The organism is Aquimarina spongiae (assembly GCF_900141785.1).
In the GTDB taxonomy this organism is placed as follows: Bacteria; Bacteroidota; Bacteroidia; order Flavobacteriales; family Flavobacteriaceae; genus Aquimarina; species Aquimarina spongiae.
On the sequence record NZ_FQYP01000002.1, the window covers coordinates 29,240 to 50,787 of the forward strand.

Annotated in this window: 20 protein-coding genes; 8 read left to right on the plus strand and 12 right to left on the minus strand. The window is 36.2% G+C overall.

Translation table 11 applies throughout. The features are described from left to right. Positions 1–49: 49 nt before the first annotated feature. The 5 genes from BUE24_RS04750 to rpmH form a co-directional block, all read right to left on the minus strand. On the minus strand, positions 50–1,060 hold the full coding sequence (locus BUE24_RS04750; protein WP_073314527.1) for a FecR family protein: 1,011 nt from the start codon (positions 1,058–1,060) through the stop codon (positions 50–52). A gap of 155 nt (positions 1,061–1,215) precedes the next feature. Then, on the minus strand, positions 1,216–1,770 hold the full coding sequence (locus BUE24_RS04755) for an RNA polymerase sigma factor (protein WP_073314529.1): 555 nt from the start codon (positions 1,768–1,770) through the stop codon (positions 1,216–1,218). A 108-nt stretch (positions 1,771–1,878) separates the two neighbouring features. After that, positions 1,879–4,152, minus strand: coding sequence for a glycoside hydrolase family 3 N-terminal domain-containing protein (locus BUE24_RS04760; RefSeq protein ID WP_073314531.1), 2,274 nt, complete (start codon positions 4,150–4,152; stop codon positions 1,879–1,881). 181 nt (positions 4,153–4,333) lie between these two features. Then, a complete protein-coding gene (carB, locus tag BUE24_RS04765; RefSeq protein ID WP_073314533.1) occupies positions 4,334–7,186 on the minus strand; it encodes a carbamoyl-phosphate synthase large subunit in 2,853 nt (950 codons plus the stop codon). A 102-nt stretch (positions 7,187–7,288) separates the two neighbouring features. Then, a complete protein-coding gene (gene rpmH, locus BUE24_RS04770; protein ID WP_073314535.1) occupies positions 7,289–7,447 on the minus strand; it encodes a 50S ribosomal protein L34 in 159 nt (52 codons plus the stop codon). A gap of 175 nt (positions 7,448–7,622) precedes the next feature. On the opposite strand from rpmH, the gene BUE24_RS04775 reads away from it, so the two are divergent. Further along, complete coding sequence (locus BUE24_RS04775; protein ID WP_073314537.1) at positions 7,623–8,138, plus strand: tetratricopeptide repeat protein; 516 nt, start codon at positions 7,623–7,625, stop codon at positions 8,136–8,138. 150 nt (positions 8,139–8,288) lie between these two features. Further along, entirely contained in the window at positions 8,289–9,131 is an 843-nt protein-coding gene (locus BUE24_RS04780; protein WP_084549408.1) for a redoxin domain-containing protein, read from the plus strand. Positions 9,132–9,142: 11 nt separating this feature from the next. On the opposite strand, the gene BUE24_RS04785 is transcribed toward BUE24_RS04780, so the two are convergent. The 3 genes from BUE24_RS04785 to BUE24_RS04795 form a co-directional block, all read right to left on the minus strand. Then, positions 9,143–9,511: a sulfite exporter TauE/SafE family protein gene (locus BUE24_RS04785; protein ID WP_073314541.1), complete on the minus strand. Its 369-nt coding sequence runs from the start codon at positions 9,509–9,511 to the stop codon at positions 9,143–9,145. 57 nt (positions 9,512–9,568) lie between these two features. After that, complete coding sequence (locus tag BUE24_RS04790; RefSeq protein WP_073314543.1) at positions 9,569–10,516, minus strand: lytic transglycosylase domain-containing protein; 948 nt, start codon at positions 10,514–10,516, stop codon at positions 9,569–9,571. Positions 10,517–10,582: 66 nt separating this feature from the next. Beyond that, positions 10,583–11,254, minus strand: a complete 672-nt coding sequence (locus BUE24_RS04795; protein ID WP_073314545.1) for an alpha/beta hydrolase family protein — start codon at positions 11,252–11,254, stop codon at positions 10,583–10,585. 279 nt (positions 11,255–11,533) lie between these two features. Here BUE24_RS04795 and BUE24_RS04800 point away from each other — a divergent pair, with 279 nt between their 5' ends. Next, a complete protein-coding gene (locus tag BUE24_RS04800) occupies positions 11,534–11,845 on the plus strand; it encodes an N-acetyltransferase (RefSeq protein ID WP_073314547.1) in 312 nt (103 codons plus the stop codon). Between the two features lie 56 nt (positions 11,846–11,901). Here the strand turns inward: BUE24_RS04800 and mtaB are convergent, their stop codons facing one another. Beyond that, positions 11,902–13,239 (minus strand): tRNA (N(6)-L-threonylcarbamoyladenosine(37)-C(2))-methylthiotransferase MtaB, encoded by a 1,338-nt coding sequence (gene mtaB, locus BUE24_RS04805; RefSeq protein ID WP_073314549.1) that lies wholly within the window; start codon positions 13,237–13,239, stop codon positions 11,902–11,904. A gap of 104 nt (positions 13,240–13,343) precedes the next feature. Between mtaB and BUE24_RS04810 the strand changes: the two genes are divergently transcribed. After that, the gene (locus tag BUE24_RS04810; RefSeq protein ID WP_073315335.1) at positions 13,344–14,975 is read left to right on the plus strand and encodes an ABC transporter substrate-binding protein; all 1,632 of its coding nucleotides are present in this window, start codon (positions 13,344–13,346) and stop codon (positions 14,973–14,975) included. Here BUE24_RS04810 and BUE24_RS04815 read toward each other — a convergent pair. The 3 genes from BUE24_RS04815 to BUE24_RS04830 all read right to left on the minus strand — a co-directional run bounded on the left by BUE24_RS04815 (position 14,972) and on the right by BUE24_RS04830 (position 17,304). After that, positions 14,972–16,147 (minus strand): GlmU family protein, encoded by a 1,176-nt coding sequence (locus tag BUE24_RS04815; protein WP_073314551.1) that lies wholly within the window; start codon positions 16,145–16,147, stop codon positions 14,972–14,974. The genes BUE24_RS04810 and BUE24_RS04815 overlap by 4 nt on opposite strands. Positions 16,148–16,464: 317 nt before the next feature. Continuing rightward, a complete protein-coding gene (locus tag BUE24_RS04825; protein ID WP_073314555.1) occupies positions 16,465–16,716 on the minus strand; it encodes a type B 50S ribosomal protein L31 in 252 nt (83 codons plus the stop codon). A gap of 108 nt (positions 16,717–16,824) precedes the next feature. After that, positions 16,825–17,304: a hypothetical protein gene (locus BUE24_RS04830; RefSeq protein ID WP_073314557.1), complete on the minus strand. Its 480-nt coding sequence runs from the start codon at positions 17,302–17,304 to the stop codon at positions 16,825–16,827. Between the two features lie 330 nt (positions 17,305–17,634). On the opposite strand from BUE24_RS04830, the gene BUE24_RS04835 reads away from it, so the two are divergent. The 4 genes from BUE24_RS04835 to BUE24_RS04850 all read left to right on the plus strand — a co-directional run bounded on the left by BUE24_RS04835 (position 17,635) and on the right by BUE24_RS04850 (position 21,547). Next, positions 17,635–18,144 (plus strand): DUF4199 domain-containing protein, encoded by a 510-nt coding sequence (locus tag BUE24_RS04835; RefSeq protein ID WP_073314559.1) that lies wholly within the window; start codon positions 17,635–17,637, stop codon positions 18,142–18,144. A gap of 124 nt (positions 18,145–18,268) precedes the next feature. Then, positions 18,269–18,793, plus strand: a complete 525-nt coding sequence (locus BUE24_RS04840) for a DUF4199 domain-containing protein (RefSeq protein WP_073314561.1) — start codon at positions 18,269–18,271, stop codon at positions 18,791–18,793. A gap of 3 nt (positions 18,794–18,796) precedes the next feature. Next, positions 18,797–19,744, plus strand: a complete 948-nt coding sequence (locus BUE24_RS04845; protein ID WP_073314563.1) for a glycosyltransferase family 2 protein — start codon at positions 18,797–18,799, stop codon at positions 19,742–19,744. Between the two features lie 72 nt (positions 19,745–19,816). Beyond that, positions 19,817–21,547: a phospho-sugar mutase gene (locus tag BUE24_RS04850; protein ID WP_073314564.1), complete on the plus strand. Its 1,731-nt coding sequence runs from the start codon at positions 19,817–19,819 to the stop codon at positions 21,545–21,547. Position 21,548 lies beyond the last annotated feature (1 nt).

The window sequence follows — 21,548 nt, forward strand, 5'->3', positions numbered from 1 at the left end:
AAGTAAATAAAATGGAGGTGGTGGTTCTGTTATTTCATATATTTTCTGTTTAGTTAATTACAATTTTACCGTTCTCTTTTTCATATTTTAAATCAGTGGTTTCCTTAATAATTTCGATCACTTTCTCTATACTATCTTTTAAATCCAAATGACCAGAGAAAGTTTCATTCTTAAGATCCTCGTCATTGATAACAATCTGTACATTATAGAATCTGGATAGTTTTTTTACAATTCCTGAAAGTCGTTCTTTTTTGAAAATGAACTTCCCATCTCTCCAGGACATATATTTTGCAACATCTACATTACTGCTCCTTATCGTTTTGTTTCTATGGCTATACACCGCTAATGTTCCCGGCTTGATTTTTATTTTAGAATTTCCAAAAATAGAATTTGAAGTGTATTTGATTTCCACGCTTCCACGTTCTAGAGCTGTACTAGTATAGGAATCATCCTCATAACTACTTACGTTAAACACTGTTCCTAAAACCTTAATATCATAATCATTAGTCAATACATAAAACGGTTTTTTCTGGTTATGTCTAACATCAAAAATCGCTTCTCCTGTCAAGTGTACTTCTCTTTTATTCCCAACAAATGCCACCGGATATGTAAGCTTTGACCCAGAGTTCAACCATACTTTGGTTCCATCTGATAAGGTAAGTTTTGTTCTTTTCCCATAAGGCACCAATATCGTATTGTAACTTTCTTTGGCTACTTGTGCTACCTTCTCTGAACTATTGATATTCACTTGATCCCCAGTACTAGAATATTCAATATTAGATTCTTTTTCCTGGATATTGATTTCTTTATTATCGTGTAATACAAGTTTCACATCTCCTTCTTGAATCAAATTTACCTTATTGGCATCCACATAATTTTTGATTTTCGAAGTCTTTGTGAATTTATTCTGGTAGACTATCGACAGCAATAACACTGAAATCATTGCCGCCGCCATACCAAAAAAATAGGTAACCTTCCTCTTTTTCCTTTTGCGATTATGTTCAACAATGGAGGTATTTATCCTAGATTTTAAAAATTCCTTTTCTTTTTCCGTTAACATCTTTATGATATTATATAATTACAATATTTCTTTATCAACACACTTTTTATTCGACGCAACTCACCATTCTGATACATAACGAATTGATCTTCTACATACTAAAGCACTCATATCAAAAAACATAGACAAAAATCTAATATTATTTTTTTGACTGGCTATACTTCTATTTCACTTCGGAGTTTTTTTACTGCTCTGTAGATAAGAGTTCTTACAGATTCGATAGAAATCCCAAGGATAGCAGCTATTTCTTCGTAAGACTTTTTTTCATCAAATTTGAGGGACAATCCTTCTCTTTGCCTACTAGATAGGGAGGTTAAGGCCAAAGAAAGTTTAGCACTGATTTCTGCAGATTTTTCAGATTGTATAATAGATTCTTCGACAGAACTATTCATAGATACTATTTCTTTTCTATTCTCATCTGCCGAAAAAAGTTTGATTTTAGACTTGAACTTTTTATTAATCTTACGTTTTAAAGATTTAAAAAGGTAGAATTTCACATTATCAACATCAGATAATTTCTTTCTATACTTGTAGATATCCACAAACAAATCATGGATACAATCCATAACATGATCTTTGTCGTTGGTATGTTGTGTCCCAAATGCATACAACGTATCAATATATTTATCATAAAGCGAGTTAAAGGCTTCTAAATCTCCTTGTTTAACTTTAGACCATAATATAGCATCAACATTTGTAACGACTTGCATTTGAACGAATTTGTGTAATTTATGAATTCCTTAAAAATATAACCTCATTAGTACCTTTTCAAGATTAATTTAACATTTTTTTTCATATATAAATATAATCAAAAACGTTTATATCTCTTTTTCTAAAACAATTTTTTTGACCAAATTTCCTACAGAAATTTCAAACTCCCCACTTTCTGCGACCCACTGGTTATTTTCATCTACAAATTTGAGATCATCTACGTTGATTGTAAACGAAACGGTCTTAACTTCTCCCGGCTGAAGTTCGATCTTGCTGAACCTTTTCAGCGATTTTACTTCTGGAGTAATACTCGCATAAAGATCTGTGAGATACAATTGTACCACTTCTTTTCCTTTTCTCTCTCCAGTGTTTTGTACATCTACGCTCACTTTTACAGCATCTCCTTTTTTGAAGAAAACCTTATCAAAGCTTAAATTTTTATATTCAAAAGTGGTGTAGGACAATCCAAAGCCAAACTCCCACTGTGGATTATAACTTCTTTGATAATCTGCATCATCATTTTGTTCACTATCCCCAAGGCTTTCAGTATACTTACGATTGTACTTTTGCAACGCACTGGTATATCGCGGGTAATTATATGGTAACTTACCACTTGGGTTTACATCTCCGTAAACCACATCAACCAAGGCTTTTGCGCCTTCATTTCCTGGAAGATAGCATTGTAGTACTCCGTCCATATCCTTTTCAAACTGGCTGATAATTCTTGGTCTTCCTTCATTAAGTACTAAAATGATTGGTTTATTCAGTTTACTCAATGCTTCAGCCAATTTTACTTGTGGTTCTGTAATTACCAAATCATCAATATCTCCTGGCGTTTCCGTATAATTATGTTCACCCAAACACAACACGATATAATCTGCTTGTTTTGCTAGAGCAACCGATTTGGCAATATCTATTTCTTCAAAAATGGATACTCCCGGAGCATATAATACATTTTCTTGCCCTAATTTCTTTTCAAAAGCTTGCTTAATATTCAAATTATCTTTGGCATACTGATCACTCTTCTCCCCTTGCCATGTATAAGACCAACCACCATTTAGATGTTTCATGCTATTTGCGGTTGGCCCTGTAACCAATACTTTCTTTTCTTTGGATAATGGTAAAACATTCTCCTTATTTTTTAATAACGTAATAGACTCTGAAGCTGCAATGTATGCTAAAGCCGAAGAAGAGGCTGTTCCAAAATCCGGATAATCTTCAGGATTGGTAACTGGCGTTCTAAATAAATCTAATTCGTATTTTACTCTTAATATTCTTCGTACTGCATCATCGATTCTTGACATGGGTATTTCCCCATCACTTACCAAAGAGAATAATTCTTCATAAAACGTATAATCTTCAGGAACCATACTCATATCAATACCTGCCATTACAGACTTTTTTACAGCTTCTCTCATGGTTGCTGCTACTTTATGACGGGTATGTAAATAAATAATATCTTTCCAATCGGTAACTACAAATCCTTTGAAGTTAAGTTCCCCTTTTAAAATATCGGTAATAATCCTTTTACTGGCATGAACTGGTGTACCGTTTATCTCTCCAGAGCTGATCATTACACTTTTGGCTCCAGCTTCTACACTCTTTTCGTAAATCGGTAAATCGTATTGTCTCAATACTCGTTCTGGTATGATACTTGGCGTTCGATCCTTACCTGTTGTTGGACTACCATATCCTATATAATGTTTAATACAAGCTGCAACCTTGTTGGCATCCCCGATATCATCTCCTTGAAATCCTTTAACCATGGCTACTCCCATTTCGGAAGATAAATAAGAATCCTCTCCAAAAGATTCCCAAAGTCTTGACCATGCTGGGTTTCTAGGCAAATCCAAATCCGGAGAAAATACCCATGGGATCGAAGAAGCTCTTGTTTCATATGCAGAAACCGCCGTACATTTCTCAACCAATTCTGGATCCCATGTTGCTGCCATACCAATCTGCTGGGGAAACAAAATGGCACCAGCGGTATAACTGGCTCCGTGTATAGCATCAATGCCATAAATCACAGGGATCTTATTATCGGTTTTATTCGTTTCTTCTAGAATTTCGCTCAATACTTCATACCACCGTTGTGGTGTAGGTGCACCAGGGTTAGGTACATTTAATATAGAACCTATTTTATACTTATGAATAGCTTCTCTCAACTTCTCTTTATCCAAAACACCTGGAGATCCGCTCTTCTCTAAAGCAGTAATTGTGATTTGAGTCATCTGACCTATTTTCTCTTCCAAGGTCATTTTTGACATCAATTCTGCTACTTTTTTATCTATTGGATCTGAAATTTCTTCTTTTTCTTTGAAGGCACAAGAGGAAAATAATGCTATTCCATAAATCATAATTAGGAAAGTGACGGTTCTCATATCAATATAAAATTTATTTCTCAGATACTATTATACAGAGAACCCAATTTACGATGCATAGACAAAAAAAATTAAGTTTTTTTTAAGGAGTCCAAAAAAATAACTTAAAATTTTACGTATTTAACAAAATAAGCCGGATCCTAACTGGTAGAATCCGGCTTATTTTTATGTGTCAAAATGCTTATTTACTTAGATACATCTTTCTACGTGAGTATAGATCGTAGAACTGATCATCTTTAAGATCATCAATAAATAAAATGCTCTCTCCAGTACTTTTCATTTCTGGTCCTAACTTCTTATTCACGTTAGGGAATTTATTGAACGAGAATACAGGTTGCTTGATGGCATACCCATTTAGATGTGGCTTGAAATCAAAATCAGTCACTTTCTTTTCTCCTAGCATTACTTTGGTTGCATAATTTACATATGGCTCTCCGTAAGCTTTTGCAATAAACGGAACCGTTCTAGAAGCTCTTGGGTTGGCCTCGATGATATATACTTTATCATCTTTGATCGCAAACTGGATGTTAATCAATCCCACTGTATTCAACTCAAGTGCTATCTTTTTGGTGTGGTCCTTAATTTGTTGCATTACAAACTCTCCTAAATTGAAAGGAGGCAATGTAGCATTCGAATCTCCTGAGTGAATACCACAAGGTTCAATATGCTCCATGATACCAATAATATATACATTCTCTCCATCACAGATCGCATCAGCTTCGGCTTCTATTGCTCCATCCAAATAATGATCCAATAACAACTTATTGTTTGGTATTTTACGCAACAAGTCCACCACATGCTCTTCTAACTCTTGCTTGTTGATCACAATTTTCATCCCTTGTCCTCCTAATACATACGAAGGTCTTACCAGAATCGGGAAATTTAATCGATCCGCCACTGCTAGGGCTTCGTCTGCTGTTTCAGCGGTATCAAATTCTGGGTAAGGAATTCCATTTTCTTTCAATAAGGTCGAGAAACTTCCTCTGTCCTCTGCCAAATCAAGGGATTGGTAACTTGTACCGATAATCTTGATTCCGTAACGATCCAACTTCTCTGCAAGTTTAAGAGCTGTTTGCCCTCCTAACTGCACAATAACACCTTCTGGCTTTTCGTGTCTTATGATATCGTAGATATGTTCCCAGAAAACTGGTTCGAAGTATAGCTTATCTGCAGTATCAAAATCTGTAGAAACCGTTTCTGGGTTACAGTTGATCATGATCGTCTCATATCCGCATTCTGCAGAAGCTAATACCCCATGCACACAACAATAGTCAAACTCGATTCCTTGTCCAATTCGGTTAGGACCAGAACCCAATACTACAATTTTCTTTCTATCGGTTACTACACTCTCATTATGCACAGACACCACACCTTCTGGCGTTTCTATTTCTTCTTCAAAAGTAGAATAGAAATAAGGTGTTTCTGCTCTAAACTCTGCAGCACAGGTATCTACAAGTTTATATACTCGTTTGATCCCTAGCTCTTCTCTTTTATTATACACTTCACTTTCGTAGCAACCTACCATATGTGCAATTTGTCTATCTGCAAATCCTTTTTGTTTTGCTTCTAAAATCAAATCTTTAGTAAGTGACTGTATCGTGTAAGTAGAAATCTCTTTTTCAAGATTATGCAGTTCTTCATATTGTTTCAAGAACCACATATCGATTTTGGTAATCTCATGAATTCTACTCAATGGGATTCCCATCTGAATAGCATCATAGATCACAAATACTCTATCCCAGCTGGCATAAGTAAGTTTTTCTATAATCTGATCGTAGTTCTTATATCCTTTTCCATCAGCTCCCAAACCATTTCGCTTGATCTCTAGAGACTGTGTAGCTTTATGCAATGCTTCCTGGAAAGACCTACCAATCGCCATTACTTCTCCCACAGCTTTCATCTGTAATCCTAGGGTCCTGTCTGATCCTTCGAATTTATCAAAGTTCCAACGTGGTATTTTAACGATTACATAATCCAAAGTAGGCTCAAATAACGCCGAAGTAGATTTTGTAATTTGATTATCTAACTCATCTAAGTTGTAACCGATCGCCAATTTTGCTGCTACTTTTGCTATAGGATATCCAGTAGCTTTTGATGCCAATGCAGAAGATCTGGATACTCGTGGATTAATTTCGATAGCAATGATTTCCTCCTGATCATCTGGGCTAACAGCAAACTGTACGTTACATCCTCCTGCAAACTCCCCAATACTGCGCATCATATGAATTGCCATATCACGCATCTTTTGGAAGGTCTTGTCACTTAATGTCATTGCTGGCGCAACGGTGATCGAATCTCCGGTATGAATCCCCATTGGATCCATGTTTTCTATCGTACAGATAATAACTACATTGTCATTATTATCACGCAGTAACTCTAATTCGTACTCTTTCCATCCGATCAAGGCCTTATCGATCATTACCTCATGGATTGGCGAAGTTTCTAATCCTCTGGTCAACAACTCATCAAAATCCTCTTCTTTATATACAAAAGAAGCTCCGGCTCCTCCTAAAGTATAGGAAGCTCTAATTACCAATGGAAATCCGAACTCCTGAGCAATTTCTTTACCTTTCAAATAAGAGTTAGCAGTTGCCTGAGGCGCCATTCCAATTCCTATCTTGAGCATTAACTCTCTAAACTGCTCTCTATCCTCTGTAATATTGATGGCGTCGATATCTACACCAATTATTTCAACATTGAAATCTTTCCATATCCCTTTCTCATCTGCTTCGATACACAGGTTAAGTGCGGTTTGACCACCCATAGTAGGCAATACCGCATCAATCTGAGGGTGTTCTTTTAAGATTTCAATAATCGATTTTGTATTCAAAGGTTTAAGGTATATGTGATCCGCCATAGATGGATCAGTCATAATCGTTGCAGGATTCGAATTGATCAAAATCGTTTCAATTCCATCTTCTCTTAATGAACGTAATGCCTGCGATCCTGAATAATCAAATTCACAAGCTTGCCCAATAACAATCGGTCCAGATCCGATAATCAATATACTCTTAAGGTCTTCTCTTTTTGGCATGTACTTAAAATTGTGTTGTATATATTATTTTTTTCTAGCAGATATAAAAAAAGGCGTTACCGATAAAGTAACACCTTTAATATTTTAAACTACGCATTCTCATTAATGCTTGTGTCTTAACTCTGAAGAGACAGATAATTTCTTTCTTCCTTTGGCTCTTCTTCTAGCCAATACCTTTCTACCATTTACAGAAGCCATACGCTCTCTGAAACCGTGTTTATTTTTTCTTTTTCTTTTCGATGGTTGAAACGTTCTTTTCATTACTATCTATCTTTATAAAATCTTCTTGAATACCTTATTTTGAATCTTTCGGATATCTCTACCCAAAACTGCGGGCAAATATACGAAGACTTTTTACTTTGACAAACCTAAATATCAAAATATTTTTATTTGTTTTTATTACCTTTGCCGCGACTTACAAAATAACACATTTTCAATGTTCAATAAAAATATAAAATTAGTAATAGCAGCCCTAATTATTGGTGCTGGCGTATGGCAAATCATAGAAGGATACACGGGTAATGGAATCATGCTAATTTTATTATCACTGGTTTTTGTGTTTTTATACTTTAAAAACGAAATGATTTTGCTTGCTTTTTTAAGACTGCGCAAACAGGATTTTGATGGTGCAAAAAAATGGCTAGATAAAATAAAAAACCCAGAGGTTGCTCTTACTACAAAGCAACAAGGATACTATAATTATCTTTTAGGGATTATGCTATCCCAAACCAATATCACACAAGCCGAAAAATATTTAAAGAAAGCAGTTAAGCTTGGACTATCAATGAATCAAGATTTGGCCGTAGCAAAACTTAATCTTGCTGGTATCGCAATGACCAAAAGAAGAAAGAGAGAAGCACAAACTTTGCTTACCGAAGCCAAAAAATTGGATAAGCATGGTATGCTTAAAGATCAGATTGCGATGATGAAACAGCAAATGAAGAAAATTTAGGCACACTAATTGTTTACTATATTACGTTATGTAATAAGTCTTGTATAGCTTTATTGTTGAAAACCTTAAAGTAGGGAGCATTAGTTTTTATAACAAAAAAGTTTATTTTTAAGGACTTTATAGTACATTAGCTATTGTAATTATTTTAGAATGAGAAAATTATTAATTCTAGGAATACTCTTCTCTTTTTGTAGTCATCTATTTGCACAAGAAGAAGTAAGAATCCCCTTTTCTGTCGCTATTTCTGCTCATATCGTCAAGTATAATCAAAAGATGGATGAAGCTTATAGGCAAAGCGACTTAGAGCGGGCCACCTTTTTATTTGATTCTTTGGTTACCAATCATCTTAATGGGACCTATATGGATGACTTTACCTTTAACACCATTAAGGAAGAGCCTATCACTTTCAAAGAATACGAAAAACCCATTTTTTTAATTACATATGCCGCATGGTGTGTTCCTGGAATTGGAGAAATCCCCGCACTTAATGATTTAGCAGATAGATTTCATGATCAGATTGATTTTGTCGTATTGTTTTGGGACACCAAAGAAAACTTAAAAGACAAAAGCGACGACTATAGCAAGAACATCCAAATGGTTTATGTTGACGAAAAGACAAACCAGGACTCGTATATCGTAAATAAGCTTAAACACGCACTAGGATTCCCGATGATGTACTTTTTGGATGAAGAGAAAAAATTATTGAATATTCAGAAAATAGAAACGCATCACTCTAGCGAAACCTTGAGTAATTCTTATAACATTCATTTCAATTCCCTGTCTAAGGGAGTATCTCTAATCATTGCTGACCTTGATAGAAAAGGTCTACTTAAGGATGATACAGACACTGAAGCTCTTAAAGAAAAAGAAGCCGAAGATGAAGAAGTGGGTGAAGATGGTAGAACTGCCGAAGAAAGAAGAATCGACGAAGAGTACGAAAAATACAAAAGAGAAAAAGATTCGTTGCGAAACCTGTTAAGGGATAAAAACTAATATTGAATTCGCTACTTTCCTAGAATCATTTTTAGAGCTACTAGTAAAAGTACACCTCCGAATATTTTTTTAAGCAAAACTTGATTTACAGATATTGCAAGTTTACTCCCTAGGTATCCTCCTATAATAAAGGTAATAGCAATAATACCTGCATATTTCCAGTTTACATGCCCTTCCTGATAATAGTTATAGGCCGCCAATAAGGTAACTGGTACTGCAAGCACAGCCAAACTCGTCCCTTGCGCTTCGTGCTGAGAAAAATTTAACCACAGTAACATTAACGGAATCATTACCACACTTCCGCCAATACCTAAAGTTCCACTAAAAAAACCAGCTAATAATCCGATTAGCACCAAAGAGACTAGCACACTTATATTCATAGTAAAAATATATAAGCGGCTAACTTACTTAAAAAACTTGTAAAACGGGAGATTTAATTACTGTCCGGTACCTACATTATAATATCCGTCTCTAGGAATTTTTATAAAATATTCCTTACCTGTGGTATTATTCAAGTGGGTTTCTCTTAACCAAGGATTATGCAATTTTAAAATCTTGTAATTGATATCATGTATTTTGGCAAACTCATTGAAATCAGTAATAGGCTCATCCACAAACACATTAAACGTAGGAATATGCTTATACAAATCCTCGTCATTGAAGTTGAATCCATATTTCTTCGGGTTACTCAAAATCTCTTTTACCGCTACAATCCTAAACACATAACGCCCTGTCTCCTCACCTAGCAACAAATCATAGTAAGATCCAGCATCTTGTCTATCTAACTGTCTATTGATCCCAGCACGACCTGCATTGTATGCAGCTGCAGCCAATGTCCAGGATCCAAACTTTTCTTTGGCACTCTTTAGATATTTACAAGCTACTTCTGTAGATTTTTCGATATGATAACGCTCATCCACATTTTGATTTACCTCTAACCCGTATTCTTTTGCAGTTCCTTTCAACAACTGCCAGAAGCCAGTTGCTCTTGCTGGCGATACCGCTTGAGTCAAGCTACTCTCAATAACAGCAAGGTATTTGAAGTCTTCAGGCACACCATTTTCTTCCAAAATAGGCTCAATAACCGGAAAATACTTGTTGGCTCGTTTAAAAAGTAACAACCCATTAGATTGCCAGTAGGTATTTACCAACAATTCTCTATCCATACGCTCTCGGATATCCGGATTATCGATAGGCACTAATTCTCCAGCAAAATTCAGATTATCAGGCATTGGGATTGCGTAAACATTGTAGTCGTTTACCAAATTATCCTCAAGCTGTTCTTGTACGGGGGTCTTTTGAGGTTCTTCCTGCGTTGCGTTTACCAGAATACTAAAAACAAATAGCACTCCTAAAAAAACTAATACTTTTTTTATCATCTTCATCTCTAAGTAGGTTTTATTTTATTGGGGAAATAAAATTTAGATTACAATATAACGTAAAAAGTTAGACTAATGCAAGTTATCCCTGATTATTTCAGGTAAATGTTTATTAAACCATCTCGCCCTATTTACAATCATAACATGCGTTCCCTGATCAACTGTTATGCAATTTTTGATATTCGCTATCGGAAAAACAATATCCTTATCCCCATGGATATGAATCAGATTTTCTGGAGCTTCCTCTTGCTCCCAGCAAACCATATTCTTGATTGCCCAGTCCAAATACCCTTTATCATTCACCGATAAATAGCGTTGATACATCGTCGCTCGTTTTTTGGCAAAATCTCCAAAAGCCAGTTTTTCCCAATTATCAATTTTAGAAACCACAGCAGTTGGCAACAACTTATACAGTCCGGTTTTACGAGCGATTTTCATTCGCTTTGGCAATTCGTCTTTACTCTTTACACTAGAAACGATAATAAGTTTCTTAAGTTGCAAATATTTACTCATTTCCTGAACAATGACCCCTCCAAACGAAACCCCAAGCAACACAGCATTTTCATGCCTGATTTCTTCGCACATACGTTGCGCATATTCCGCAATAGATTCTTCCTTATTTGGGATCTTCCAAGGGATGGTGTAGGTCTTAAAATGTGCTTCCGGCAAACGTATATGTTCAAAAATTGAAACATCGGCAGCCATTCCCGGCACAAAATAAACATGGGTAACTTCCTGCGACATAGGTATTTTAACAGTACTATTAAAGTTTAAAGCTCTAATTTTCTTATCTTTGCAACTCAAAATTATAGTATTCCCCCTTTAGATAAAAGGAAATACATCAATAATTTTTTATTGAAACAGGGAATGTAAACTAACAAATCTTAGTTAGGCATCAACAAAATAATTACTGAACCATCAAGTTTCGGATATGGTTTTGCGTGTTGCTTTCGGATGTTAGTCAGTTAATCAAGGGGGTTACCCCATAAGTAAAACTTATTTACCTCATAATTAAAAAACAATATGGAGAACCTGAGTGATGTTGGATTAGAAGTTATTGACAATGAATTTCTAAGACAATTTGAGACTACAATTGAAGGTCAGAAAGCGACCATCGAGTACGCCCAACAGGAAAGAAAAATTTTCCTGACAAAACTCATCATGAGCGAAGAACTAGTAAAAAAAGGATTTGAGGAAGATTTTATCGTTGCTGTTTTCAACATTATCGAAGATCGCAACATAAGATTGGTCCCCACAAGTCCTACGATTGCAAAATTTATGCGGAAAAATAGAAGGAAATACAAAGATTTATTACCCGTAGGAATAAACATATAGTTGTACAACGTATATAGAATAAAAAAAATCTGCAATTACTTGCAGATTTTTTTTGTTTATGCTTCTTGTATTTTTTCAGGTTCTGGCACAAAATCAAATCGCACCATCCCATCATCATCAATTTTTGTCAACACCACCCGGTGCAAGGTATTTACATAAGACGGATTCCATGGCATTTTTACCTTTACATAGTTTTCGGTAAACCCGTGGATATAACCTTCCTTATTTTCAGATTCAAACAATACTGTTCGTTCTGTTCCTATTTGACTTTCATAAAATGCTCTTCGTTTCTTCACGGATAAACCACGTAACATTTTACTTCTCTTCTTACGCACATCCATAGGCACTACGCCATCCAAATCGGCAGCAATTGTATTATCCCTTTCAGAATAGGTAAACACGTGCAAGTAAGAGATATCTAATTGCGATAAGAAATTATACGTATCCAGGAAATGATCATCAGTTTCTCCAGGAAATCCAACAATCACATCTACCCCAATACAGGCATGTGGCATTACTTCTTTGATTTTTGTCACTCGATCCACATATAGATCACTCAAATACCTACGACGCATCAATTTCAAAATCTCATCATTACCGGATTGCAACGGAATATGAAAGTGCGGCACAAAGGTTCTGGATTGGGATACAAAATCTATAGTTTCGTTTTTCAATAAATTAGGCTCGATTGAAGAGATACGTAATCGCTCTATACCTTCAACCTGATCCAAGGCTTGCACCAATTCAAAAAAAGTATGCTCATGTTTTTTGTTCCCGAACTCTCCTTTACCATAATCCCCAATATTTACACCAGTAAGTACGATTTCTTTAATTCCTTGTTCAGATATTTCTTTGGCGTTTTTCAACACATTAGACAAGGTATCACTACGGGATATTCCACGAGCCAATGGTATGGTACAATAGGTACACTTATAATCACAACCGTCTTGCACTTTCAAAAACGCACGAGTTCTATCCCCGATCGAGTAACTCCCTACATAAAAATCAGCCTCCTCGATCTCGCAAGAATGTACTTGACCGAAATCGTTTTTAGACAGATCATTGATATAATCTGTGATCTTGAACTTTTCTGTAGCCCCCAACACCAAATCCACTCCATCTACCGCAGCCAGTTCTTCCGGTTTCAATTGCGCATAACATCCTACAGCAGCTACAAACGCATCTGGGTTTACTTTTTGTGCTTGTTTTACGATAGTTTTAAATCGCTTATCCGCATTTTCGGTTACCGAACAGGTATTGATCACATAAATATCCGCATGCTCTGCAAAATCCACACGATCAAAACCTTCGTCTACAAAACTTCGGGCAATAGTCGATGTTTCTGAAAAATTCAGTTTACATCCCAACGTATAAAAAGCAACTTTTTTTCTCATAAAACCAGCTGTCGTTTTCCTTGAAGGCAGAAATCTCTTTATCTTTATCCTTTACAATAAAATTTGAGGGTGCAAATATACCAACAATAATTCGTTTACTAAAATTGAAATTCAATTATCATTTCCACATAAATCACTATATAACAATATTTTATATAGCCTTAACACTTGTTTCTTGTAGTAATTCTGAAGAAAAAGATAGAGATCATCTTGTTTTTCGGTACAATCAATACGAGAATGTAAGTTCACTAGATCCAGCTTTTGCCAGAGATGTAGCCAATATTTGGGCTACAAATCAATTATTTAACGGATTGGTACAGTTGGACGATAATTTGCACATCAAACCGGATATCGCCAAACGCTGGGAAATCTCTGAAGATGCATTGCACTATACTTTTTACCTTCGGGATGATGTAAAATTTCATAAGCACACTTCGTTTAACACCAAAGACAGCACAAGAAGAGTGGTTGCGAAGGATTTTGTATACAGTTTTAACCGACTAAAAGACCCTAAAGTTGCCTCTCCTGGTAATTGGGTACTAAAAAATGTAAAACACTATCACGCCGTTAACGATACCATCCTAAAAATAGACCTCAATATGCCGTTCCCTGCCTTTTTAGGACTTTTGAGCATGCGATATTGCTCTGTGGTACCCAAAGAAGCAGTTTCGTATTATGGTGACGAATTTAGAGCTCACCCCATTGGTACGGGTCCTTTTAAATTTAAACTATGGGAGGAAAACGTAAAATTGGTCTTTCGTAAAAATCAATTGTATTTTGAAAAAGATGACAACGGCAAGCAACTCCCCTATCTTGAAGCGGTAGCAGTTACCTTTTTACCCGATAAGCAAAGTGAGTTTTTACAGTTTGCCAAAGGAAAGATCGATTTATTAAACAGTTTGGATGCTTCGTATAAAGATGAACTTTTAACACCCAGTGGTAAACTAAGAGATAAATACAAAGATCGAATCAATATTAGCAAAGGACCTTACCTAAACTCTGAATACCTGGGCTTTTATCTGGATACCGAAAAAGAGGAAATTCAATCGCTTTTATTGCGTAAAGCAGTAAATCATGGGTTTGATCGTAAAAAAATGATTACCTATCTTAAAAATGGTATTGGTATGCCTGCGGAAAATGGTTTTATCCCTAAAGGAATCCCTGGATATGCCAACATTCCTGGATTTGAATACAATCCCGAAAAATCCAGAGAACTAGTTGAAGCCTATAAAAAAGAAACAGGAGACAACGAACCCACAGTTCGAATTGCCACCGATGCTAACTATCAAACCATCTGTGAATATATACAACGTGAACTCGAAAAAATAGGGATCAATATCATTGTAGATGTGATGCCCTCCTCAACCATACGACAAAAGAAATGGGCAGGAAAACTGGACACCTTCAGAGCGAGTTGGATTGCCGATTATCCCGATGCCGAAAACTTTTTATCTCCCTATTATAGTAAAAACCATACACCCAACGGACCAAACTACACACATTTCAAAAATGAAACTTTTGATCGTTTGTATGAGGAAAGTTTTTTGATCACCGATGATCAAATACGAGAACAGTATTACGCCAAGATGGATTCTATCATTGTAGCCCACGCTCCTATTGTTCCATTGTATTATGACGAAGTAGTGCGTTTTACGCAAAAAAATGTGAGAGGATTAACCAATAACCCTCAAAACTTTTTGATTCTAAAACGAGTTTGGAAAGAGAAACTCGACTAGAAGTTTTTTCTCCAGTCTTTAGTGGTCTCAAAAACGTGTTCTAATATCTTTTTATCCTGTTCGGTAAACTCGATTTTACGTCTATCCATTACTACTTTGGCCACTTCGAAAGCCTTTTTGGTAAGATAGGTCTTAAAACCAGCGCTCCCACCCCAGCTATAGCTTGGAATAAAATTACGCGGAAAACCACCACCAAAAATATTGGCGTTTACTCCTACTACAGTACCCGTATTAAACATGGTGTTAATACCACATTTGGAGTGATCTCCCATCATTAATCCGCAGAATTGCAACCCAGTTTTTGCAAAACCTTCGGTTTCGTAACTCCAAAGGCGTACGGGAGCATAATTATTTTTCAGGTTCGAAGTATTGGTGTCTGCTCCCAGGTTACACCACTCACCTAGTACGGTATTCCCAATAAATCCATCATGCCCTTTATTGCTATATCCAAAAATCACAGAGTTATTCACCTCCCCTCCTATTTTGGAGTGTGGCCCCACAGTGGTTCCTCCATAAATTTTGGCTCCCATTTTTAATGTGGCGTTATTACACAGCACAAAAGGTCCTCTTATAATGCTACCTTCCATAATTTCGGCATCCTTACCAATATAAATGGGTCCAGCACTGGCATTCAATATGGCAAACTCTAGTTTTGCTCCTTCTTCGATAAATACATTTTCTGGAGCAATCACACGATTACTTTCCGGTATAGGTTGACTTTCTCTATCTGCGGTAACCAAGGCAAAATCTTGTGCAATGGCTTGCTCATTTTTAGAGAAGATATCCCAGATATTTTTAACCGTAAGCAATTCCTGCTCGTATTGCACAATGGTAAAGCTTTCAAAATCCACTTCCTGATCTTCTTTTACAAAAAAGGCAATTGGCTCTTCTCCATCAAAAATGGCTTGATTTTCTTGCAAATCTTTGATTTTGGCTACCAAATCCGTCGTAGGCAAATAAGAGGCATTGATCATTACATTATCCTCCAGCTCCACCATTGGGAATTTCTCACTCAAATACTCTTCGGTAACGGTAGAAGTGGTATACCCCAGGTGTTGCTCCCATTTCTCACGAATGGTTAAGATCCCGATTCGTATATCTGCTACAGGTCGTGTATAAGTAAATGGTAATAAAGCATTGCGCGAAGGCCCATCAAAAAGAATGTAGTTCATGTGCTATGATCAAAAAGTTACTATTGGTTAACTGCGACAAAAATAAGCACGTTGGTCTTAAAAATAATGCGGTTGGGCTATTTTATTTGGAAATAAATGGTGGAGCTATGTTGATAAAGGCCGCACTTCGACTCCGCTCAGCGCTCGATAACATTACAATACACTCAAGTCTGCCTACGTGCACTGAGTAGAAACGCCCTTCGAGAGCCTCAGGGCTCGATAACGTAATTATTGGGCGTACACTGAGCGGAGCCGAAGTGTACAAACAAAAAAGCCTTTCCTGCTCGGAAAGGCTTTTTGTAAACGGTGTCGCCAAATTACTTCTTGAATTTCGCGTATTTGTTTTTGAACTTGTCGATACGTCCTGCAGTATCGATAAGCTTTGATTTTCCAGTATAGAATGGATGAGAAGTTCTAGAGATTTCTAATTTCACTAGCGGATACTCAACACCATCAACATCGATAGTCTCTTTAGTATTCGCAGTAGACTTAGTAATAAAAACCTCGTCGTTAGACATATCTTTAAAAGCTACTAATCTATAATTTTCTGGGTGAATACCTTTTCTCATTTGGTTTATATTTTCTTTTTTGCGAGGTGCAAATTTACAACTAATTTCTTAATTGCAAAATATTTTTAAATAAAGAAGTAGAAATTATTTAGACTTTCTAATTGAAATCTACTCATCACCCGTAGGATCTTCTTTATCTTCTCTTTCTCCACCTCCGCTTACCCAATCAATTAAAGCGCACCAAAGGTATTCACATCCTGAAGCCCCTGAGTCTTTCAACATCTTAGCATTCAAATTCGGCCTTAAATATTCAAACTGATCGGCTATTTTCAAAAATTCTTCACCTGTCATATTAATAGCTTTTAGCTGAAAATACAAATTGATAAAGGCTTGAGAATTGTCTCCAAAAATTTGCACGAACAAATCCTCAATCTCTTCTTCACTTAAAGTCTCTGTAGCAGATTTTTTTGCTAGAACAGTAACAAATTCTTGATATTTACCGCTTTTTACACTTTTATTCAACTCTGTAAGCGTTTGCTTAACTAACAGTATTTTTTCTTCTTGAGAAATCTCCTCTACATCATCTTTGGTACAAGATGAAATGCCTATAACCGAAACGGCTATTAAAAAAAGTAATAATTTTCTCATACGTGATTCTTTTTGTTAATATATTTTTATTCAATTTAAAATTGGGGTATTCTGTTAAAAACTCATCTTTTTCACATTCCAATTCAAGAGAAAAACTCATATCACTCAAAAAATCAATCATTTACATCAAATCCCCCATAATTGAGTAAATCCCCTTATTTCATAACTGTTCACGCCTTAAATCATATGTGGTAAAACCGTAAACATCTGGCTAAAGATACGATAAAATTATGAATTATCCCGATAAAATGCTACTTTTATTACAATTGTAACATTTTTTTATATTTGTATACTGATATTGGAAAGCATATTAAAAGGAATTTATTGCTTATGGTTGAAACTACTATTTCTGCAAAAAGACATATTCTTATTTACGGTTTACTTCTAGGTGCCATATGGGTACTCTACGCTGCATTTCGTAATTTGAACGACAGCGACATAACACCGAATTGGATTAATTACGTTTTTGAATTATCTCTTCATATTGGTTTTACAACTTTTGGTATATATAAATTCAAATCCAATAATGACGGGTTTTTAACTTTAAGACAAGCTCTAAAAGTTGGATTTGGAATCGCTCTTTTAGGTGCATTTTTGTTCATGATCTGGGATATTTTCTTTCTAAAAGTTATCTCTCCTGAAAATTTACATGAGATAATTAGCTCACTAAAACCTTCTGTTAATGCAGAAACAAACGAAAAAAGTGGTTTTCTTAGTAAAGAAAGTAGCTACCTAATAAACAGATTGATGTCAGGTTTAATTTTTCATTTGGTTATAGGACTTTTAGTTTCTTTGCTTGGTGGTGCCATCATGCAAAAAAATCCAGATCCTTTTGATTAGTAAAACGTTCTGTTGTTTCTATAGTTATTCCAACAGCAATATTTTGAATAAAAAGGGACAGCTTGTAACATTTTAGTATCTTTGAATACGTATAGGTTATAATTAACCTTAACAATGTTCAACAATGGAAAATGAAAAACCTTCTTCAAAAAAGATAATTATCAACTATGGAGTAATACTAGGAATCATCTCTGTATTACTTGGTGTGGTGATTTATGTAACCAATACATACACCGATCCACATTGGTCTTTTACCCTAATTGGAATTTTAATCCTTATTGCAGTAATTGTAATGGGAATCAAGGCCTACAAAAAGTCAAACCACGGTTTTCTTGAACTTACTGATGCCTTAAAAATTGGTATTGGGATCGCCCTTATCGGTGGGATTATTGTTGTGATCTGGTCATTTGTGTTAACAACAGTAATCGAACCAGAATACATGCAAAATGTACTGGATGCGCAACGTGAGAAATTGTTAGAAAATCCAGACATGACAGAAGCTATGGTAGAGCAAAGTATGTCTGTAATGGAAAAAATGAGTAGCCCAATGATCGGTGCTGCATTTTCTCTTATTGGTAACTTGTTTTTAGGTTTTATCTTTTCGTTATTTGCGGGACTCGCAATGAGACAAAAACAGGAACTCTATTAATATATGAATATATCTGTGGTCATACCACTGCTCAATGAGCAGGAATCACTTACCGAATTATACAATTGGATTGCAAAAGTTATGCAATCCAATTCTTTTTCTTACGAAATTATCTTTATCGACGATGGTAGTACCGATGGGTCGTGGGATACCATCACCCAATTGTCACAACAAGACCAACAGGTAAAAGGGATTCGCTTTTTAAAAAACTTTGGAAAGTCCCAAGCCTTACACGCTGGTTTTGAACAAGCAAAAGGTAATGTGGTGATTACTATGGATGCAGATCTACAGGACAATCCAGAAGAAATCCCAGAATTGTATGACCTGATCGACAAAGACGGGTATGATCTGATCTCAGGCTGGAAAAAGAAACGCTACGACTCGGTAATTGCAAAAAATTTACCATCTAAACTATTTAACGCTGCCGCACGTAGTACCTCTGGAGTAAAATTGCATGATTTTAACTGCGGGCTCAAAGCATATAAAAATATTGTAGTAAAAAACATCGATGTACATGGTGAGATGCACCGCTATATCCCAGTTTTGGCTAAAAATGCTGGTTTCAACAAAATTGGAGAAAAAGTAGTGTTGCATCAGGCCCGTAAATATGGTAAAACCAAGTTCGGGATGAGTCGTTTTATCAATGGCTTTCTGGATTTGGTCACTATTTGGTTCATGTCTCGTTTCGGTAAGCGACCTATGCACTTTTTTGGGTTAATCGGCACCTTATTATTTATCGTTGGATTTGGGTTTTCGCTATACCTGGGTATCGATAAACTTTTTATAGAAACCAAAGGTCGACTTATCGCCCAGCGCCCAGAGTTTTATATTGCTTTAACTGCCATGATTCTGGGAACACAGTTCTTTTTGGCTGGTTTTTTAGGAGAAATTATACTTACCAGCAAAAGAAGCAAAGAGCGCTATAAGATTTCCGAAAAAATACACCTCTAAAAGTGTGATTTTCTGTGGTATTTTCATGCCCAAACTAGTATTAAATAGTATTTTTGTTATAAAATCATTTTCATGCAAGTAACAGATTCCGACATCAGCCAAAAAGTAAGCGAGTGGCTTACTCCTATCTTTGACACAGAAACACAACAACACATTAAAAACCTGCAGAAAAACGCTCCCGAAGACCTAAAGGAAAGCTTTTACAAAGACTTAGAATTTGGTACCGGTGGAATGCGTGGTGTTATGGGTGTCGGAACCAATCGCATTAATAAATATACCCTGGGTAAAAGTACCCAAGGACTTAGTAATTACTTACTCAAACAATTTGAAGGCGAACAACCCAAAGCAGTAATCGCCTACGATTGCCGTAATAATAGTGATACCCTGGCACAAATAGTTGCCAATGTATTTTCGGCCAACGGAATAAAGGTGTACCTATTTTCTAGCCTACGCCCTACTCCAGAGTTATCTTTTGCCGTAAAGGAGCTAGGATGCCACTGTGGGATTGTACTTACGGCTAGTCATAACCCACCAGAATATAACGGATATAAGGTGTACTGGCAGGACGGTGGACAATTAGTGCCTCCGCAGGATGCCGAAATCATTGCAGAAATCAATGCATTACAATACGCCGATATTAATTTTGAAGCACAATCAGACCTTATTGAAAAAATAGATACGGCGATTGATGAAACTTTTATCAATCAAAGTGCACAAAACGGAAGTATCGCAGCTACTCAAGAAGCGAAAGATGATCTTACCATCGTATTTACCTCTTTGCATGGCACTTCTATCACTGCCGTACCTGAAACTTTAAAACGTGCAGGGTTCAAAAACGTACATATCGTAGAAGAGCAAGCAGAACCCGATGGTAATTTCCCGACAGTAAAATCTCCTAATCCGGAAGAACCAGAAGCCCTAACCATGGCTATGGATTTGGCCAAAAAAGTAAATGCGGATATCGTGATCGGTACAGATCCTGATTGTGACCGTTTAGGAATCGCGGTACGAAATACGGATGGAGATTTGCAATTGCTGAATGGGAATCAAACCATGGTAGTAATGACCTGGTTTTTGCTAGAGCAATATGCTAAAGAAAAAACATTTAAGGGTAACGAATTTATTGCCTCTACCATTGTATCCACCCCTATGATGCGTAGCATTGCCAATGGTTTTGGAGTGGAGTACCTGGAAGTGCTTACCGGATTCAAATGGATTGCAAAGCTGATCAAAGATTTCCCTGAAAAACATTTTATTGGTGGTGGAGAAGAGAGTTTCGGTTTTATGGTAGGTGATTTTGTACGTGATAAAGATGCGGTGACTTCTACCCTATTGGCTTGCGAAATTGCAGCCTATACCAAAGCAAATGGCAGTTCGTTCTACGCTACTTTACTAGAACTATATACCAAATATGGTTTTTATAAAGAAAATCTAGTGTCCCTAGTTAAAAAAGGAATCGAGGGTGCGCAAGAGATCAAACAAACCATGATTGATCTGCGCAATACTCCACCACAACATTTGAATAACGAAAAAGTGGTCTTGATCGAAGATTACCAGAGCAGCGTTGCCAAAAACCTACAAGATCATACAGAAACGATCATCGATATCCCAAAATCGAATGTATTGATTTTTTATACCGAAGGTGGTAGCAAAATTGCAGCTCGACCTAGTGGTACCGAACCAAAAATTAAATTTTACATCAGCGTGCAAGGATCTTTGGATTCTGTTGCTGATTTTGATACCGCACAACAACAATTGGATAGCAAGATTGAAGCTATCAAAAAAGATTTACAATTAACTTAAA

Coding starts and splice junctions, on each gene's coding strand:
- BUE24_RS04830 (WP_073314557.1), bottom strand. CDS start 17,304: ATGAGAAAATTATTACTTTTTTTAATAGCCGTTTCGGTTATAGGCATT.
- BUE24_RS04840 (WP_073314561.1), top strand. CDS start 18,269: ATGGAAAATGAAAAACCTTCTTCAAAAAAGATAATTATCAACTATGGA.
- rpmH (WP_073314535.1), bottom strand. CDS start 7,447: ATGAAAAGAACGTTTCAACCATCGAAAAGAAAAAGAAAAAATAAACAC.
- BUE24_RS04800 (WP_073314547.1), top strand. CDS start 11,534: ATGGAGAACCTGAGTGATGTTGGATTAGAAGTTATTGACAATGAATTT.
- BUE24_RS04845 (WP_073314563.1), top strand. CDS start 18,797: ATGAATATATCTGTGGTCATACCACTGCTCAATGAGCAGGAATCACTT.
- BUE24_RS04760 (WP_073314531.1), bottom strand. CDS start 4,152: ATGAGAACCGTCACTTTCCTAATTATGATTTATGGAATAGCATTATTT.
- BUE24_RS04850 (WP_073314564.1), top strand. CDS start 19,817: ATGCAAGTAACAGATTCCGACATCAGCCAAAAAGTAAGCGAGTGGCTT.
- BUE24_RS04775 (WP_073314537.1), top strand. CDS start 7,623: ATGTTCAATAAAAATATAAAATTAGTAATAGCAGCCCTAATTATTGGT.
- BUE24_RS04785 (WP_073314541.1), bottom strand. CDS start 9,511: ATGAATATAAGTGTGCTAGTCTCTTTGGTGCTAATCGGATTATTAGCT.
- BUE24_RS04825 (WP_073314555.1), bottom strand. CDS start 16,716: ATGAGAAAAGGTATTCACCCAGAAAATTATAGATTAGTAGCTTTTAAA.
- mtaB (WP_073314549.1), bottom strand. CDS start 13,239: ATGAGAAAAAAAGTTGCTTTTTATACGTTGGGATGTAAACTGAATTTT.
- BUE24_RS04835 (WP_073314559.1), top strand. CDS start 17,635: ATGGTTGAAACTACTATTTCTGCAAAAAGACATATTCTTATTTACGGT.
- BUE24_RS04795 (WP_073314545.1), bottom strand. CDS start 11,254: ATGTCGCAGGAAGTTACCCATGTTTATTTTGTGCCGGGAATGGCTGCC.
- carB (WP_073314533.1), bottom strand. CDS start 7,186: ATGCCAAAAAGAGAAGACCTTAAGAGTATATTGATTATCGGATCTGGA.
- BUE24_RS04790 (WP_073314543.1), bottom strand. CDS start 10,516: ATGAAGATGATAAAAAAAGTATTAGTTTTTTTAGGAGTGCTATTTGTT.
- BUE24_RS04750 (WP_073314527.1), bottom strand. CDS start 1,060: ATGTTAACGGAAAAAGAAAAGGAATTTTTAAAATCTAGGATAAATACC.
- BUE24_RS04815 (WP_073314551.1), bottom strand. CDS start 16,147: ATGAACTACATTCTTTTTGATGGGCCTTCGCGCAATGCTTTATTACCA.
- BUE24_RS04755 (WP_073314529.1), bottom strand. CDS start 1,770: ATGCAAGTCGTTACAAATGTTGATGCTATATTATGGTCTAAAGTTAAA.
- BUE24_RS04780 (WP_084549408.1), top strand. CDS start 8,289: ATGAGAAAATTATTAATTCTAGGAATACTCTTCTCTTTTTGTAGTCAT.